Source organism: Burkholderia sp. BE17, assembly GCF_009362305.1.
In the GTDB taxonomy this organism is placed as follows: Bacteria; Pseudomonadota; Gammaproteobacteria; order Burkholderiales; family Burkholderiaceae; genus Burkholderia; species Burkholderia pyrrocinia_C.
The window spans coordinates 26,123-41,175 of record NZ_WHNU01000026.1 but is presented as its reverse complement, the minus strand read 5'-3'; the positions used below and the strand labels follow the sequence as shown (position 1 = coordinate 41,175).

At 67.9% G+C, this 15,053-nt stretch carries 12 protein-coding genes and 3 pseudogenes; 8 read left to right on the top strand and 7 right to left on the bottom strand.

Going from position 1 to position 15,053, the window contains the following annotated elements:
• Positions 1 to 5: 5 nt before the first annotated feature.
• Positions 6 to 1,445 (bottom strand): RNA polymerase factor sigma-54, encoded by a 1,440-nt coding sequence (locus tag GD429_RS22285; protein ID WP_152859981.1) that lies wholly within the window; start codon positions 1,443 to 1,445, stop codon positions 6 to 8.
• A 418-nt stretch (positions 1,446 to 1,863) separates the two neighbouring features.
• Between GD429_RS22285 and GD429_RS40575 the strand changes: the two genes are divergently transcribed.
• From GD429_RS40575 to GD429_RS22265, 5 genes and pseudogenes are all read left to right on the top strand, one after another.
• Positions 1,864 to 2,061: a hypothetical protein gene (locus GD429_RS40575; RefSeq protein ID WP_193727167.1), complete on the top strand. Its 198-nt coding sequence runs from the start codon at positions 1,864 to 1,866 to the stop codon at positions 2,059 to 2,061.
• 94 nt (positions 2,062 to 2,155) lie between these two features.
• Positions 2,156 to 2,401 (top strand): annotated as a pseudogene (locus tag GD429_RS22280) (CBS domain-containing protein); the annotation flags it as partial.
• Positions 2,401 to 2,640: pseudogene (locus GD429_RS22275) on the top strand (PRC-barrel domain containing protein); the annotation flags it as partial. The pseudogenes GD429_RS22280 and GD429_RS22275, both read left to right, overlap by 1 nt.
• 193 nt (positions 2,641 to 2,833) lie before the next feature.
• Complete coding sequence (locus GD429_RS22270; protein WP_034184471.1) at positions 2,834 to 4,129, top strand: MFS transporter; 1,296 nt, start codon at positions 2,834 to 2,836, stop codon at positions 4,127 to 4,129.
• 45 nt (positions 4,130 to 4,174) lie between these two features.
• The gene (locus GD429_RS22265) at positions 4,175 to 4,957 is read left to right on the top strand and encodes a substrate-binding domain-containing protein (protein ID WP_152859979.1); all 783 of its coding nucleotides are present in this window, start codon (positions 4,175 to 4,177) and stop codon (positions 4,955 to 4,957) included.
• 24 nt (positions 4,958 to 4,981) lie between these two features.
• Here the strand turns inward: GD429_RS22265 and dctA are convergent, their stop codons facing one another.
• The 5 genes from dctA to GD429_RS22245 form a co-directional block, all read right to left on the bottom strand.
• Positions 4,982 to 6,304 carry a C4-dicarboxylate transporter DctA gene (dctA, locus tag GD429_RS22260; protein WP_321574786.1) on the bottom strand — a complete coding sequence of 441 codons (1,323 nt, stop codon included), beginning with the start codon at positions 6,302 to 6,304 and terminating at the stop codon, positions 4,982 to 4,984.
• Positions 6,305 to 6,347: 43 nt separating this feature from the next.
• Positions 6,348 to 7,271 carry a LysR family transcriptional regulator gene (locus GD429_RS22255; RefSeq protein WP_321574785.1) on the bottom strand — a complete coding sequence of 308 codons (924 nt, stop codon included), beginning with the start codon at positions 7,269 to 7,271 and terminating at the stop codon, positions 6,348 to 6,350.
• A gap of 114 nt (positions 7,272 to 7,385) precedes the next feature.
• Positions 7,386 to 7,556: a hypothetical protein gene (locus GD429_RS40570; protein ID WP_193727166.1), complete on the bottom strand. Its 171-nt coding sequence runs from the start codon at positions 7,554 to 7,556 to the stop codon at positions 7,386 to 7,388.
• Positions 7,557 to 7,798: 242 nt separating this feature from the next.
• The gene (locus GD429_RS22250; protein ID WP_152859977.1) at positions 7,799 to 10,105 is read right to left on the bottom strand and encodes an ATP-binding protein; all 2,307 of its coding nucleotides are present in this window, start codon (positions 10,103 to 10,105) and stop codon (positions 7,799 to 7,801) included.
• A gap of 76 nt (positions 10,106 to 10,181) precedes the next feature.
• Positions 10,182 to 11,549 carry a sigma-54-dependent transcriptional regulator gene (locus GD429_RS22245; RefSeq protein WP_152859975.1) on the bottom strand — a complete coding sequence of 456 codons (1,368 nt, stop codon included), beginning with the start codon at positions 11,547 to 11,549 and terminating at the stop codon, positions 10,182 to 10,184.
• Positions 11,550 to 11,897: 348 nt separating this feature from the next.
• Here GD429_RS22245 and GD429_RS22240 point away from each other — a divergent pair, with 348 nt between their 5' ends.
• Positions 11,898 to 12,953, top strand: coding sequence for a sigma-54 interaction domain-containing protein (locus tag GD429_RS22240; RefSeq protein WP_152859973.1), 1,056 nt, complete (start codon positions 11,898 to 11,900; stop codon positions 12,951 to 12,953).
• A gap of 86 nt (positions 12,954 to 13,039) precedes the next feature.
• On the opposite strand, the gene GD429_RS22235 is transcribed toward GD429_RS22240, so the two are convergent.
• Positions 13,040 to 14,572 carry an FAD-dependent oxidoreductase gene (locus GD429_RS22235; protein ID WP_152859971.1) on the bottom strand — a complete coding sequence of 511 codons (1,533 nt, stop codon included), beginning with the start codon at positions 14,570 to 14,572 and terminating at the stop codon, positions 13,040 to 13,042.
• 238 nt (positions 14,573 to 14,810) lie between these two features.
• On the opposite strand from GD429_RS22235, the gene GD429_RS40565 reads away from it, so the two are divergent.
• Complete coding sequence (locus tag GD429_RS40565) at positions 14,811 to 14,960, top strand: hypothetical protein (protein ID WP_193727165.1); 150 nt, start codon at positions 14,811 to 14,813, stop codon at positions 14,958 to 14,960.
• Positions 14,900 to 15,027, top strand: a pseudogene (locus tag GD429_RS41865) (NAD(P)-dependent oxidoreductase); the annotation flags it as partial. The gene GD429_RS40565 and the pseudogene GD429_RS41865, both read left to right, overlap by 61 nt.
• Positions 15,028 to 15,053: the final 26 nt, after the last annotated feature.

Genomic DNA, 15,053 nt, shown 5'->3' with positions numbered 1-15,053 from the left:
AGCCGTCACGCGGCGTCGCGTCGCCGCAGGTCGGCCGGCGGGATCTTCATCGCCTGTCGATACTTCGTCACCGTGCGGCGCGCAAGAAGAATGCCGCGCCCCGCGAGGTTCTGCGCGAGCGTGACGTCGGACAGCGGATCGGTGTGACGCTCGGCCGCGATCATGTCGCGGATCAGCACCTTGGCGGCCGATGCCGAGCACACGCCCTTGCCCGCCGCCTCGAGCTTGCGCGGGAAGAAGTGCTTGAACTCGAACGTGCCGTGCGGCGTCGCCATGTACTTGTTGCCCGTCGCGCGCGACACGGTCGATTCGTGCAGGTCGAGCGCTTCCGCGATGTCGCGCAGCACGAGCGGCTTCATCGCGATTTCACCGTAGCGGAAGAAATCGCGCTGCCGCGCGACGATGCATTCGCCGACGCGCTGGATCGTCTCGAAACGCTTCTGCACGTTGCGGATCAGCCAGCGCGCTTCCTGCAACTGCTGGCCGAGCAGCGAATCGCGCTCGCCGCTCGACTGCGCGAACAGCGTCGCATAACGCTCGTGCAGGCGCGCGCGCGGCAGCACGGCCGGGTTGATCGTCACGATCCATTCGTCGCGCACCTGGCGCACGATCACGTCGGGCACCACGTAGTCGCCGCGCGTGCTGCCGTAGTGATTGCCGGGGCGCGGATCGAGCCCGCGCACGAGCGCGCATGCGGCGTGCAGCGTCTGCGGGTTGCAGCCGATGCGCCGCTGGATCTCGGCCGTCTCGCGGCGCGCGAGCCGTTCGAGATGCTCGCGCGCGATCGCCTTCGCTTCCGCGAGCGCCGGCGTGCCGGCCGGGATCGCGTCGAGCTGCAGTACCAGGCATTCGGACAGCGAGCGCGCGGCGATGCCCGGGCGGTCGAGCATCTGCACGAGCCGCACCGCGACCGCGAGATCCTGTTGCGACAGCAGCAAAGCCGGATCGGCCGCGACCAGCAGTTCGGGCAGTTCCTGACGCAAGTAGCCGTCGTCGTCAAGCGCGTCGATCACGATGCGCGCGGCTTCGCGGTCGCGTTTGTTCAGCGGGTAGAGCCGCAGCGCATCGTGCAGTTGCTGATGCAGCGACGGCTCGGCGGCCATCCATTCGCCGGGCGACAGGCCGTCGACGTCGTCGCCCTGGCGGCCCGTACCGCGCGGCGCGGGTGCGGCCGTATACGACACCTCGCCGTCCGGCGGGCGCACGTCGTCGGGTTCGGGCGCCGCTTCGGGCGCGGCGGCTTCGGCCGCCTGCTCGGGCGTTCCGGCGGCGGTTTCCTCTTCGCCTTCGCCCTGGCCGTCTTCGAGAAACGGGTTCATGTCGAGCGCCTGCCGCAATTCCTGTTGAAACTCGAGCGAGGACAACTGCAGCAGCCGCAGCGACTGCTGAAGCCTCGGCGTAAGTGCGAGATGCTGCCGCATCTGCAGCGCAAGCGAGACGGACATCGAAAGCCTCCTGACGGTTCGGTTCGCGGAATTTCGTCGACAGGGTTCATGCAGCTTTCGTGCCAATCCGTCCACGCACGTCGTACCGGGGCTTTCGCGGGTTCGTGCCCCATCACTCAACCTGACGGGGCCGCTTTTTTACAAGCCGGCGGCAAGTTTGGGGCACGCATTTCGCGCGGCAAGAAGTGCGCCCGGTCGCGCGCATCGTTACCGCATCGTTACCGCATCGTTACCGCTTCGTCACCGCTCGCATCGATGCGATCGACAGCCGGGTGAGCGGGAAATACCATCGTCAGCTCCTGCAGGTGGCGCAGCCGCCGTGCGACCCTGTCGCGCTCCTTCCGCAGGATTCGCTCGCAGCACGCGGCGGATTTCATCTTCGCGATCGCGTTCCTTCGCTGCATCACGAATGCGGCGCATGCCGCGCGGCGCGATGCCCGGCGCGCATGCCGTGCGACATGCGACGCGTCAGTACTGCATCGGCGGCGGCGTGCCCGGCAGCGTCTGGTCGCCCTGCACGCCGTTCGGGCCCGGCGGCGGGACGTCGACCGGGTCGCCGCCCGGTACGCACGACGAAGGGCCGTGGCAGGACAAGCGCGAACGCCGCGACGAATGACGGCGACGAACGACAGGCCGCGTGCACCGCACGGCATGCGGTTTGCTGAATGTGCCGAAGCATCGCCGACACCCAACCCGCAAGGAGGACTTTCATGCATAGCGTCAACGAAATCATGTCGCAGGACGTCGTGTGCATCGCGCCGACCGACTCGATCCGTCATGCCGCGCAACTGATGGAGCGCTACGACATCGGCGCGCTGCCCGTGTGCGACAATGACCGGCTGGTCGGGATGGTGACGGACCGCGATCTCACGGTGCGCGCGATCTCGGCCGGCAAGCCGCCGGGGACGCGGATCCACGAAGTCGCGTCGGGCCCGATCGAATGGTGCTTCGACGACGGAGCGCGCTGACGCTCGACACCGAACGCAAGTGCTTCCTGCTATCGGTGTCGTCGGAGCGGATCAAGAACGCCCCCGGCTTCGACAAGGACCACTGGCCGGCAATGGCCGATCCGCAATGGGCCGAGCCGCTGCACGAGTACTACGGCAGCGCGCCGTACTGGAGGCCCGGCGACGAGCTCGGGCTGACCGATCCGACCGAGGAACTGAACGATCCGCGCACGCGCGACCCTCATTGATCGTTCGCGACCGGCCGACACGCCCCGCGCATGCGGGGCTTTTTTCGTCTGCCGATCGACCCTATTGATAACCATACGACATCAATCCATCCAAAAATCGCACTTATCGTTTCTCCGTCTCCGGGCGAACATTGCCAAAACGACAATCGATCGCCTTCCGCGCGTTGCCTGAATTCTTCTGGAGACACCCCCGATGCACCCCTCGCCCAGCCTTCCGACCGGACGTTCGAAGGCCGCCGCGGTATTCCGCGTCACGGCCGGCAACTTCCTCGAGCAGTTCGACTTCTTCCTGTTCGGCTTCTATGCGACGCAGATCGCCGCCGTGTTCTTTCCCGCCGCGAGCGAGTTCGCTTCGCTGATGATGACGTTCGCCGTGTTCGGCGCCGGCTTCCTGATGCGGCCGCTGGGCGCGATCGTGCTGGGCGCGTACATCGACGACGTCGGCCGCCGCAAGGGCCTCATCGTCACGCTGGCCATCATGGCAAGCGGCACCATCCTGATCGCGTTCGTACCGGGCTACGCGACGATCGGCCTGCTCGCACCCGCGCTCGTGCTGATCGGGCGGCTGCTGCAAGGCTTTTCGGCAGGTGCCGAGCTGGGCGGCGTGTCGGTCTATCTTGCCGAGATGGCCACGCCCGGCCGCAAGGGCTTCTACACGAGCTGGCAGTCCGCCAGCCAGCAGGTCGCGATCGTCGTCGCGGCGGGCCTCGGCTTCGCGCTCAATCAATGGCTCAGCGCATCGGCCATCGCCGCATGGGGATGGCGCGTGCCGTTCTTCGTCGGCTGTACGATCGTGCCGTTCATTTTCATGCTGCGTCGCAACCTGGAGGAAACGCAGGAGTTCAAGGCGCGCCGGCATCGTCCCGGCATGAAGGAAGTGTTCGGGACGCTGGTCCAGAACTGGGGCGTGGTTCTCGCAGGCATGATGCTGGTCGCGATGACGACCACGAGCTTCTACTTGATCACGGTCTACGCGCCGACCTTCGGCAAGACGGTTCTGCACCTGAGCACCGCGGACAGCCTGCTCGTGACGCTGTGCGTCGGCGTGTCGAATTTCGTCTGGCTTCCGATCGGCGGTGCGCTGTCGGACAGGATCGGCCGCCGGCCGCTGCTCGTCGGCATGACGGTGCTCGCCATCGCGACCGCCTATCCTGCGCTGTCGCTGCTCGCTCATGCACCGTCGTTCGTCAACATGCTGCTCGTCCTCCTGTGGCTGTCGTTCATGTACGGGATCTATAACGGCGCGATGATCGTCGCGCTGACGGAAGTGATGCCGGTGGAGGTGCGCGTGGCAGGCTTCTCGCTCGCCTACAGCCTCGCGACGGCCGTATTCGGCGGCTTCACGCCCGCCATCTCGACGGCGCTGATTCACATGACCGGCGACAAGGCTGCACCGGGCTACTGGATGAGCCTCGCCGCGGTGTGCGCGCTGCTGGCGACGTTCGCCCTCTATCGCCGCCGGACGCCGACGCTGACGCCCGCGCACTGAAGCCCCAAACCGAGCAAACTACCCCGACTCCGCACGACGACAACCATGAAAAACCTGCTCCTGAAACTGTGCGCGACCGCGCTCGTCGCCACCTCCGCAGCCGCCGCGAACGTACAGGCCGCCGAGCTGCACGTGATGAGCTCGGGCGGCTTCACCGCGGCCTACAAGCTCCTTGGCCCGCAGTTCGCGTCCCGCACGGGCAACACGCTCGACACCGCGCTCGGCCCGTCGATGGGCAAGTCGCCCGAAGCGATTTCGAACCGGCTCGCGCGCGGCGAGCCTGCCGACGCGGTGATCATGGTCGGCTACGCGCTCGACGATCTGATCAAGCAAGGCAAGGTGATCCCCGGGTCGCGCGTCGAGCTGGCCGATTCCCGCATCGGCATGGTCGTGCGCGACGGCGCGGCGAAACCCGACATCAGCTCGGCCGAAGGCCTGAAGCAGGCTCTGCTGCATGCAAAGTCGGTCGCCTACTCGGATAGCGCGAGCGGCGTCTACATCGAGCGGGAGTTGTTCAGGAAGCTCGGCATCGACGACCAGGTGAAATCGAAGGCGAAGATGATCCCGCGGATTCCGGTCGCGTCCGTGGTCGCGAACGGCGACTACGAAATCGGCTTCCAGCAGGTGAGCGAACTGCTGCCCGTCCAGGGCGCGACCTTCGTCGGCAAGATTCCCGAATCGTTGCAGTCCGTCACACGCTTCGCCGCCGGCATCCCCGTCGGCGCCCAACATCCAAAGGAAGCGAAGGCACTCCTCGACTATCTCGCGTCGCCCGACGTGCAGGCGCAAGTAAAGTCGACCGGACTGGATTCCGTCTCCGCACATTGAGCACGAACCACGGGAAGGCGTGCATCAGACAGCCTTCCCGTCGCGCCCGGCGTTGTCCGCGGCATCATCGGCGCAGTCCAGGTTCACCGGCTCGGCCGCGCTCAGCATCCGCGCGAGCCGCGCACGATCGCACGCGCCTTCCCACGACGAAACGAAGATCACCGCGCACGCATTGCTGATCACGCTCGTCAGCGCGCGCGCCTCGGACATGAAGCGATCGATGCCGACCAGCAGCGCGACCCCGGCAACCGGCAGGTCGGGCATCACGGCGAGCGTCGCGACGAGCGCGACGAGCCCGCTGCCGGACACGCCGGCCGCGCCCTTCGACGTAAGCAGCATGACGGCGAGCATCGCCGCGATTTGCGGCGCGGAAAGCGGCACGTCGCACGCCTGCGCGATGAACAATGCCGCGAGCGTCAGGTAGATCGCGGTGCCGTCCAGATTGAACGAGTAGCCGGCCGGCAGCACGAGCCCCACGACGCCCTTGTCGCACCCCAGCGACTCCAGCTTGACGATCAGCCGCGGCAACACCGGCTCCGTGGACGAGGTCGCGAGGACGATGAGCAATTCCTCGCGCAGGTAGCGCAACAGCCGCCACAACGCGAAACCGTGCAGTCGTGCGAGCGGTGCAAGCACCAGCGCGACGAACAGCGCACAGGCTACGTAGAAAGACGCGATCAGCCTCGCGAGCGAGCCGACCGAGCCGATGCCGAAGCGGCCCACCGTGAACGCCATCGCGCCGAATGCGCCGAGCGGAGCGAGCCGCATGATCATCGCGAGCACGCGAAAGACGATCTGCGCGACGCCGTCGATCAGCGCCAGCACGGGCCGACCGGCCTGCGGATACGCGTTCAGCGAAAAACCGAACAGCAGCGACAGCAGCAGCACCGGCAGCACCTCGCCCGTGCGGAACGCGCCGAGCATCGTGTCCGGGATCACGCTCAGCGCGAACTCGACGAGCCCGTGCGGTTGCGCATTCCGTACATATTGCACGAGGAGGCTCGAATCGAGATGGCGTACGTCGACATGCATGCCGGCGCCGGGCCGCAGCACGAACGCGGTGACGAGCCCGAATGCGAGTGCGGCGGCGGTCAGCAGATAGAACAGCGCCAGCGCGCGCACGATCGTGCGCCCGATGGCCTTGCCGTTCGCCAGCGACGTGATGCCGGAGACGATCGTGCAAAACACGATCGGCGCGATCATCATCCGCACGAGGCCGACGAATGCGTCGCTGAGCGGCTTGAGCAGCGCGCCCGCCGACGGCCAGAAGTGGCCGACGCTCACGCCGAGCACCATCGCCAGCAGAACCTGCACGTAGAGCGAACGGAGCGGTCTTGCCAGCTTCACGATGCGGTGTTCCCCAATGTTCCGGCCGTAGGCCCGATCGTCGTCATCGGGATGTGTCGCCGCTTGCCGCACCGCCGCGTTTCGCGTCGACGATCGCCCGGTGAAACTCCTCCGCGGCCGGCGTCAGCGCGCGTCCGCGCCGTTTCACGATGCCCACCCGGCGCTTGACCACCGGTTCGACGAGGGGCACGCTCGTGAGCACGGGATGGTCGTGTCCGGGCATCGCCATCGACGGTACCGCGGCGACGCCGAGCCCCGCTTCGATCAACCCGAGCAGGGTCGTCACGTGGCGCGTCTCGCATACGCTCGGCGCCCGCGGCGCGACGGTCGTCAATGCCTGGTCGAGCAGCAGGCGGTTGCCGGAAGTCTTGTCCACCGACACATACTCGTACTCGTAAAGCTCGTTCCAGGTCACGCGCTTCTTGCGCGCGAGCGGATGATCGCGCCGGCACGCGGCAACAAACCGTTCCTGCAGCAGCATTTTGAACTCGATCTCCGGCTCCTGGCTGCCCATGAAACTCACGCCGAAATCCGCCTCGCCGCTGATGACCGCGCCCAGCACGTCGTTCGCGCTCGCATCCAGCAGCTTGACCCTGATGCGCGGAAAGCGGCGATGATAGCTCGCGATCACGTTCGGCAGGAAGTAGTACGCCACCGACGGCACGCATGCGATCGTCACATGACCGAGGCGGCTCGACGAAACGTCGCGGATGCCGAGCAGCGCGACGTCGAGATCGTCCAGCAGTTGCTCGGCGCTCGGCGCGAACACCCGCCCGACAGTGGTCAGCGTAACGCTGCGGGTGGTGCGCTCGAACAACCGCACGCCGAGCGCTTCCTCGAGTTTGTCGATCCGGCGACTCAGCGCGGGCTGCGAAATGCTGATCGCGTCGGCGGCCTTTCGGAAGCTTCCCAGCTCCACCACCGCGCGAAACGCCTGCAAATCGGTCAAATCGAAGTTGATTCCCACGGGACACGTCTCCGCATTTCAGATGCCGGGTATTTTGCATGATTCGGGCAAGCGCACCCAGCCGGGAGATGCCCGGCTCCGACGCATGTTACGCGCGGTGCCGCAGCGCATCGATCACGACGGAGAACGCGCGCGATGCCTGGCGGCGATCGCCGTCGCGCTCGCATGGCGCGGCGCGTCGTCGGCGGCCGGATCTTCGCCGGGGGTGGGTTGCATCGCGTCTCTCCCTGCCAGCGGATGCGGGCCGGTCGCAAACTGCACGCCCGTCTCGACTGCATGCGGCATGCCGGTTGCTCCATGTTCCGTGTCGTCGACACGGGAGCCGTCGATGCGCGGGATGCCGATTTTCCTGCCAGGCCGCGCGAACGCGTCGCGCACCGCGTGCGGCTGCCTGCGCGAACCGGCTCGCCGGCCCGCATCGGGGCGACATCATGAGGGAATCGCATCGATCGGCGAACGCGCACCGGCGCGGGAAAGGAGATACCCGCAGAATCCTCGGCTGACGGCGCGCTACCGCATCCGCGCCATCAGCCGTCGCGCTTCGTCACTTGCGCGATCTTGTACGCCAGTTCGCGTACGTCGACGGGCTTGCACAGATAGCCGTCGAACCCGGCCTTGAGCGCGCGGCGTTCGTCGGCGAGGCCCGCGTGCGCGGTCACGGCCAGCACGCGCAGGTGAGGCAGCCCGCCGTCGCCGTTCATCGCGCTGCGCCGCAGCGCATCGAGCAGCCAGAAGCCGTCGCCGGCCGGCATCGCGAGATCGGACAGCACGACGGTCGGCCGCATGTCGGCGGCCACCGCGAGCGCTTCCCGGCCCGACGACGCGATCGCGACGGTCGCGCCGAACGTGGTCAACGCGGCGGTCAAGCTTGCGCGCGTCGTCGCATCGTCGTCGACGATCAGGATGCGCTGCGTGTCCAGCACAAGCGGCTCGCGACGGTCGCCTGCCGGTGTGATCCCCCAAGCCATCGCACCCATCGGCTGCCAGCCGGCCGGCAGCGTCACCGTAAACGTCGCGCCGCGATTGCGGCCGGGGCTCTCGACGGTCACGCTGCCGCGGTGCAGCTCGACGATATGCCGCACGATCGACAGGCCCAGGCCGAGGCCGCGCCGCGGCGACGCGGGCGAATCGTCCGCGCGGCGGAACATGTCGAACACGAACGGCACGAACTCCGCCGCGATACCCTGCCCCGTGTCGGACACGGTCAGCACCGCATGCGCATCGTCGCGTGCGAGCGCAACCGTCACGGCGCCGCCGGCCGGCGTGAACTTGAGCGCGTTCGACACGAGGTTCGACAGCATCTGCCGCAGCCGCTCGGCATCGCCCGACACGATGCAGGTGGACGCCGTGCAATCGAACTCGAGCACGATGCCGGCCGACGCCGCCGCGGTCTGGAACGCGCCGACCGAGTCGGAGAAAAGCCGCACGACATCCACCGGCATCGCGTCGAGCCGCAGCTTGCCGGTCGCGAGCGACGACGCGTCGAGGATGTCGCCGACCATCCGCGTGAGCGAGCGCGCGCTGCGGTCGATCGCGTCGATCGCCTGCTGCTGCAGCGCGTTGTCGCCCGAGTTGCGCAGCACCTCGATCCAGCCGTAGATCACGTTCAGCGGCGTACGCAGTTCGTGCGACACCGTTGCGAGCAGTTCGTCCTTCAGGCGGTTCGACGTATCGGCCTGGTCGCGTTCATCGCGCGCGCCCTGCAGCGAGCGCAGCGCGCGCAGGTCGCGCCGGCGCTGCACGCCGGCTTCGTGCAGCGTGAGCGACAGTGCGACGCGCGCACGCGCGTCGCCGCGTACCGGACATGCCGCCACGGTCGCACGAAAGCGCCGGCCGTCGCGTCGCACGCACAGCAGGTCGATCGGGCCGACCGCTTCGTGCACGTCGTCGAACGCTTCGGAGAACGGCCAGCGTTTCAGCCAGCGCATCGCGACCAGCGTCTCGAACGCGCGCCCGCGCGCGTCGGCTTCGTCGTAGCCGAACATGCGCCGCGCGGCCGGGTTCCAGCTGACGATGCGGCCGTCGACGTCGATGCCGACGATCGCGTCCGGCGCGGCGTCGATCACCGCGCACAGCAGCCGCGACGCTTCGGTGCGCGAACGCTCCGCGCCGGCATCGCGCAACAGCAGCACGGCCCCGTCGACGTTGCCGTCGGCATCGGCGATCGGCGACGCGACCTCGACGATCGGCACCGGCTCGCGGCCGTCCGCATGCAGCCAGTGCCGGTCGGACACGATGCACGCGCCGCCGAGCGCGCGCTCGAGCGGCGTCGCCGGCACCCGGCGGCCGGCGCTGTCAAACACCCGCAGCACGTCGCGCGCGGCGCGGCCCGTCGCATCGTTCGGCGCGCAGCCGACGAGTGCGGCCGCGGCCGCGTTCATGTACGTGAGCCGTCCGTTCGTATCGGTTGCGATCACGCCATGCGGCAGCGCCCGCAACACGGCTTCGAGCCGACGATGCGCGGCCGCTTCGCGCCGGCGCGCGTATTCGTTCGTGAATCGCGCGTGCCGCAGCATCGACGCGATCGCGCATACGAGCGCGCCGACCAGCACGAGCGTCCCGAGCCGGACAAGCCGCTCGGGCAGCGGCTCCGTATAGGCAGCCGGATCGGACAGGAACAGCGTCCACACGAGCATGCCGCTGATCACGGTCGCCACCATCCCGAACAGGAACGAGGTGGCCCATGCGACGCCCGCGAGCAGCGGGTAATAAAGGACGAGCGGCAGGTTCACGCCGCCGAAGCGGATCGCGAGCGCCTGCAGCACGGTCGCGATCGCGACCAGCATCACGGCCGTTACGTAATTCCCGGCGTGCGTTCGCGAGAAATCGATCATCGGGCACGCTCCCGCCGCGCAACGACGATGCGCCGCGCCACACGGAAACGAGGGCATGAGCGCGGTTGCAGCAGCATCAGGAATCCGGCTTGTTCGCGTCGTCTTCCAGTTGTGCGAGCCGGTTGTAGATCGTCTTCAGGCTGACGTCGAGCACTTCGGCCGCCTGCGCCTTCACGCCGCCGCATTGCGCGATCGTGCCGAGGATCAGCCGCCGGTCGACTTCCTCGAGCGGCGTGCCGAACGGCACGGTCACGCGATCCTCGTGCGAATCGACCATGTTCGACAGCTCGTCCATGATCGGCGGCGGCAGCGTGTCGATCACGTCCGCATCGCTGAAGATGCTCGCGCGCTGCACGAAGTTGCGCAGTTCGCGCACGTTGCCCGGCCATTCGTAGGTCTTCAGCGCCTCGCGCGCGGCCGGCGCGAAACGCAGATGCCGGCCGCTCTCTTCGTTGAAGTGCTGCAGGAACGCGTCGGCGAGCATCGGAATGTCGTCGCCGCGCTCGCGCAGCGGCGGCAACAAAATCGGAAACACGTTGATCCGGTGAAACAGGTCGGGCCGCAGCTTGCCGTCCGCCATCGCGGCTTCCGGATCGCGGTTCGTCGCGGCGACGATGCGCACGTCGACGTCGATCTCGCGGGTCGAGCCGAGCCGCGTGAGCCGCCCCGTCTCCAGCACGCGCAGCAGCTTGACCTGCGATTCGACCGGCATCTCGGTGATCTCGTCGAGAAACAGCGTGCCGCCATCCGCGCGTTCGAAAAAGCCCTTGTGCTGGCGCTCGGCGCCCGTGAAGCTGCCGCGGTCGTGCCCGAACATCTCGCTCTCGACGAGGTTCGCGGCGATCGCGCCACAGTTCACCGCGAGAAACGGGCCGCGGCGGCGCAGGCTCAGGTCGTGCACCGTCTGCGCGGCGAGTTCCTTGCCGGTGCCCGATTCGCCCGTCAGCAGCACGGAAGCCTCGGTGCGCGCGACGCGGCCGATCGCGTCGTAGACGGCCTGCATCGCGGGCGAGCTGCCGAGCATGCGGCCGAAGCGCCCGAGGCGCTTTAGCTCCGAGCGCAGTTCGGCAATCTCTTCGTGCAGCGCGGTCGTGCGCGGCACGCGCGCGAAGATGCTGTTCAGCCGCTGCATGTTCAGCGGCTTCACGAGATAGTCGGTCGCGCCGCGCCGCAACGCGTCGATCGCGGTTTCGAGGCTCGCGTGGCCGGTGGTCAATACCATTTCGCAGTGCGATCGTTTCGGCAACGCGTCGAACAGATCCATGCCGTTGCCGTCCGGCAGCACGAGATCGCACAGCACGAGATCGGGGGTATTCGTCGTGACGAGCGTGCGCGCTTCTTCAAGCGTCGCGGCCGTATCGCATGCGAGCTGATGCGTGCGAGCGAGCGTCGCGAGCATCGTGCGCGTATCGGCATCGTCTTCGACGATCAGGACATAGGGCATCGAGGCTCCTGGTGAGGCGGCCCGGCGCAGGCGCTGGCCGGAACCGCGACGGATATGCGGTGCAGCACGCGCGGCCGGCACATGGCGACGCCTTCCGCCCTGCAAGCCAATGAGCGGACCGGCCCGTCCTGAAATGAAAAACGCTGCTTCGAAGTATAGAAGACCGCGGTTGCGCATTCGTCGCTCATCGAATAAATCTATCTGTCGCGGTGGCCCGCATTGCCAGATTCAATGTCGCGCCGTTGGTACAAAAGCTAAGCTCCTTACGGGAAAACGACGCATGCCACGTCGTTTTTTCATCAGACCTCGACAATATTCGGTCAAATCTTCCCGATCCGATATCGCGCCATGGCGAAAACCGGCGATGACGGCGCGCGGCTCTTCGGCCGCTCGCGTACGATCCAGGCCCTTTTACTGAAGGTGTCGCGTGTCGCGACCACGCACGCCAGCGTGCTGATCGTCGGCGAAAGCGGCGCCGGCAAGGACATCGTCGCACGGCTGTTGCACGACCTGAGCCCGCGGCGGCGCGGGCCTTTTGTCCCCGTCAACTGTGGCGCGATCCCGCACGACATCGCGGAATCGCATCTGTTCGGTCATGAGAAAGGCAGCTTCACCGGTGCGGTCGCGCAGCATGTGGGCATGTTCGAAGCCGCATGCGGCGGCACGCTGTTCCTCGACGAGATCGCGGAAATGCCGGCCGAGTTGCAGGTCAAGCTGCTGCGCACGCTCGAATCGAACACGATCGTGCGGGTCGGCGGCCACGAATCGATTCCGCTCGACGTGCGGATCGTCGCGGCCACGCATCACGATCCCGTCGAGGCCGTGCGCAGCGGGCGCCTTCGCGAAGACCTGTTCTTCCGGATCGCGACGGTCGCGCTGCACGTGCCCGCGCTCAGGCAGCGCGAGGACGACGTCGGCGATATCGCGCTGCAGATCGTCGAGCGGTTGAATGCGCGGCACCGCACGCGCAAGCGACTATCGATCCAGGCGATGAAGGCGCTGCGCGCGTATACGTGGCCGGGCAACGTGCGCGAGTTGCGCAACGCGCTCGAGCGCGCGTTCATCCTCGCGGACGAGCAGATCGAGTTGCAGTTGCCGCACCGCCAGCCGCCGCGCGAGGAACTGCGACACAACGCGATGACGCTGCATATCGGCACGACGCTCGCGCACACGCAGCAGCGCTTCATCGTCGCGTCGTTGCGGCATTTCAACGGCGACAAGCCGCGCACCGCGAAGGCGCTCGGCATCAGCCTGAAGACGCTGTACAACCGTCTCGCCATGCTGCCTGAGCACGAGCGCAGCGCGGCGAACGGCGCTTCGGCGCCGAACCGCGCTGCCGCCGGCGCCGCCACCGTCTCCACCAACGCAAGCGCAGCCCCATCGCCGAGCACACCGAATCAGTGAGCGCGGCAGCGCGTCGCGCACCGGGTTCAGCACGCTCCGCGACCGCGCATGCTCATGCCATCGCGCGGCACATCGCCGGGCCGCTATCACGCGGCGGCAATCTGCCGCTCGAGTGCCGCTTCCGCCTTCAGGCTGTCGAGATCGCGGCCGATCGTCGCGACCGCGAGCCGCGTGTCGCCGCGCCAGTACGCGATCGAGCAGTCGTGCGCGCCGAGGTCGCCGTCGATCTCGACGCGATCCCATTGCTCCGCATGCCCGACATAGTTGACCGTCATGTCGTAATGCTGGCTCCAGAAGAACGGCACCGCATCGAACGGCCGCTGCTGCCCGAGCAGGTTGCGCGCCGCGACGATGCCCTGCCGCTCGGCGACGACCCAGTGCTCGACGCGAATGCGCTCGCCCGTCAGCGGATCGGGCCAGCGCGCGATGTCGCCGGCCGCGTAGATGTCGGGCCCATTCGTCTGCAGGAAACGGTCGACCGTCACGCCGCGCTCGACGGCAAGTCCCGCGTCCTGCGCGAGCGCGACGTTCGGATGAACGCCGATACCGACCACCACGACATCGGCCGGCAGCACGTCGCCGGTCGACAGCGTCACGCTGTCCGGTGCGATCCGCGTGGGCGTCGCACCGAGATGAAACACGACGCCGTGCGCTTCGTGCAGCGCCTTGATCGTGTTGCCGAGCGCTTCGCCCACCACGCGCGCCATCGGTTGCGCTTCGGGCGCGACGACATGCACGTCGAGCCCGCGCGTGCGCAACGCGGCAGTCACTTCGAGTCCGATGAAGCTCGCGCCGACCACGACACAGCGGCGTGCCGTTTTCAGCTTGCCGATCAGCGCGTCGCAATCGGCGCGCGAGCGGAGCACGCACACGTGCGGCAAGTCGGCACCGGGCACGGTCAGCCGGTTCGGCTCGGCGCCCGTCGCAAGCAGCAGCGCGCCGTATCCGACGCGGCTGCCGTCGGCCAGCTCGACCGCATGCTGCGCGGGATCGATCCGTGCGACGCGCGTGCCGCATCGCACGTCGATTTGATGGTCGGTATAGAACGACGGCGCACGCAGCGGCAGCCAGTCGGCGTCGGCCGTGCCCGCGAGATAGTCCTTCGACAGATTCGGCCGGTCGTACGGCGGATCGCGATCGGCACTCAGCAGCGTGACCGGATGCGGATAACCTTCCTGCCGCAGCGTCACGGCGGCAGCGATCGCCGCGGCGCCGCCGCCGACGATCACCACCGATGCGGGCAACCCGGCCGCATTCAGCGCAGGCGGCGCGGCGGCCGGCCGCGCATCGAGCACGACGGCGCGGCCGTCGCGGCGTTCGACGCGCCAGCACGGCAGCCCGTCGAGCGCCGGCGCGCGCAGCATCTCGCCGGTGCGCAGGCAGAACGCCGCGTGGTGCCACGGGCAGTGGATCGTGTCGCCGACCAGCAGGCCGTCGGCCAGCGGCGCGCCGTAGTGCGGGCATTGCGCGCCCACGGCAAACAGTTCGTCGGCGCGGCGCACGAGCAGCACCGCTGCATCGCCGACATGGCCCTCGATCATCGCGCCGTCGGCGAGGTCGTCGAGCGCGATACCCTGCGCGAGATCGGGGTGTGAAGACGAGGAGTCGCTTCCGGACATGATGTCGCTCCCGCAGAGTCAGGACGATCCCATTATCGGCGTCCCTCATCAAAAGAACAGGTGCAGGCGCCCCGCAGCGCACGCAAACACCATCTTGAGCTTGTATGCGATCCATGACCGGCATGGAACGTCATCGACGTTGCGGCGCAACACGCGGCCGCCGCGTAATCGTGCATGCGTGCGGCCCGCGCAATCGGCATGCCGCCCCGCCTTCATTCCGTCACCAGGAGCGCTCCCGATGACCACCGTCCTGTGCGTGTTCCACCCCGCTCCCGTCGACGGCTATCCGCCGCGCTACGTGCGCGACGCGATTCCGGTCATCGCGCAATCGTCAACCGGCAGATCCCGCTGTACCCGTCGACCGAGCATCTGCTCGACGCGGCGATGATCGCGCGGATGAAGCGCGCGCATACCTGTTCGACACCGCACGCGCGAAGCTGGTCGACCGCGACGCGCATGCCAGGAGTACAGCTGCACGGCC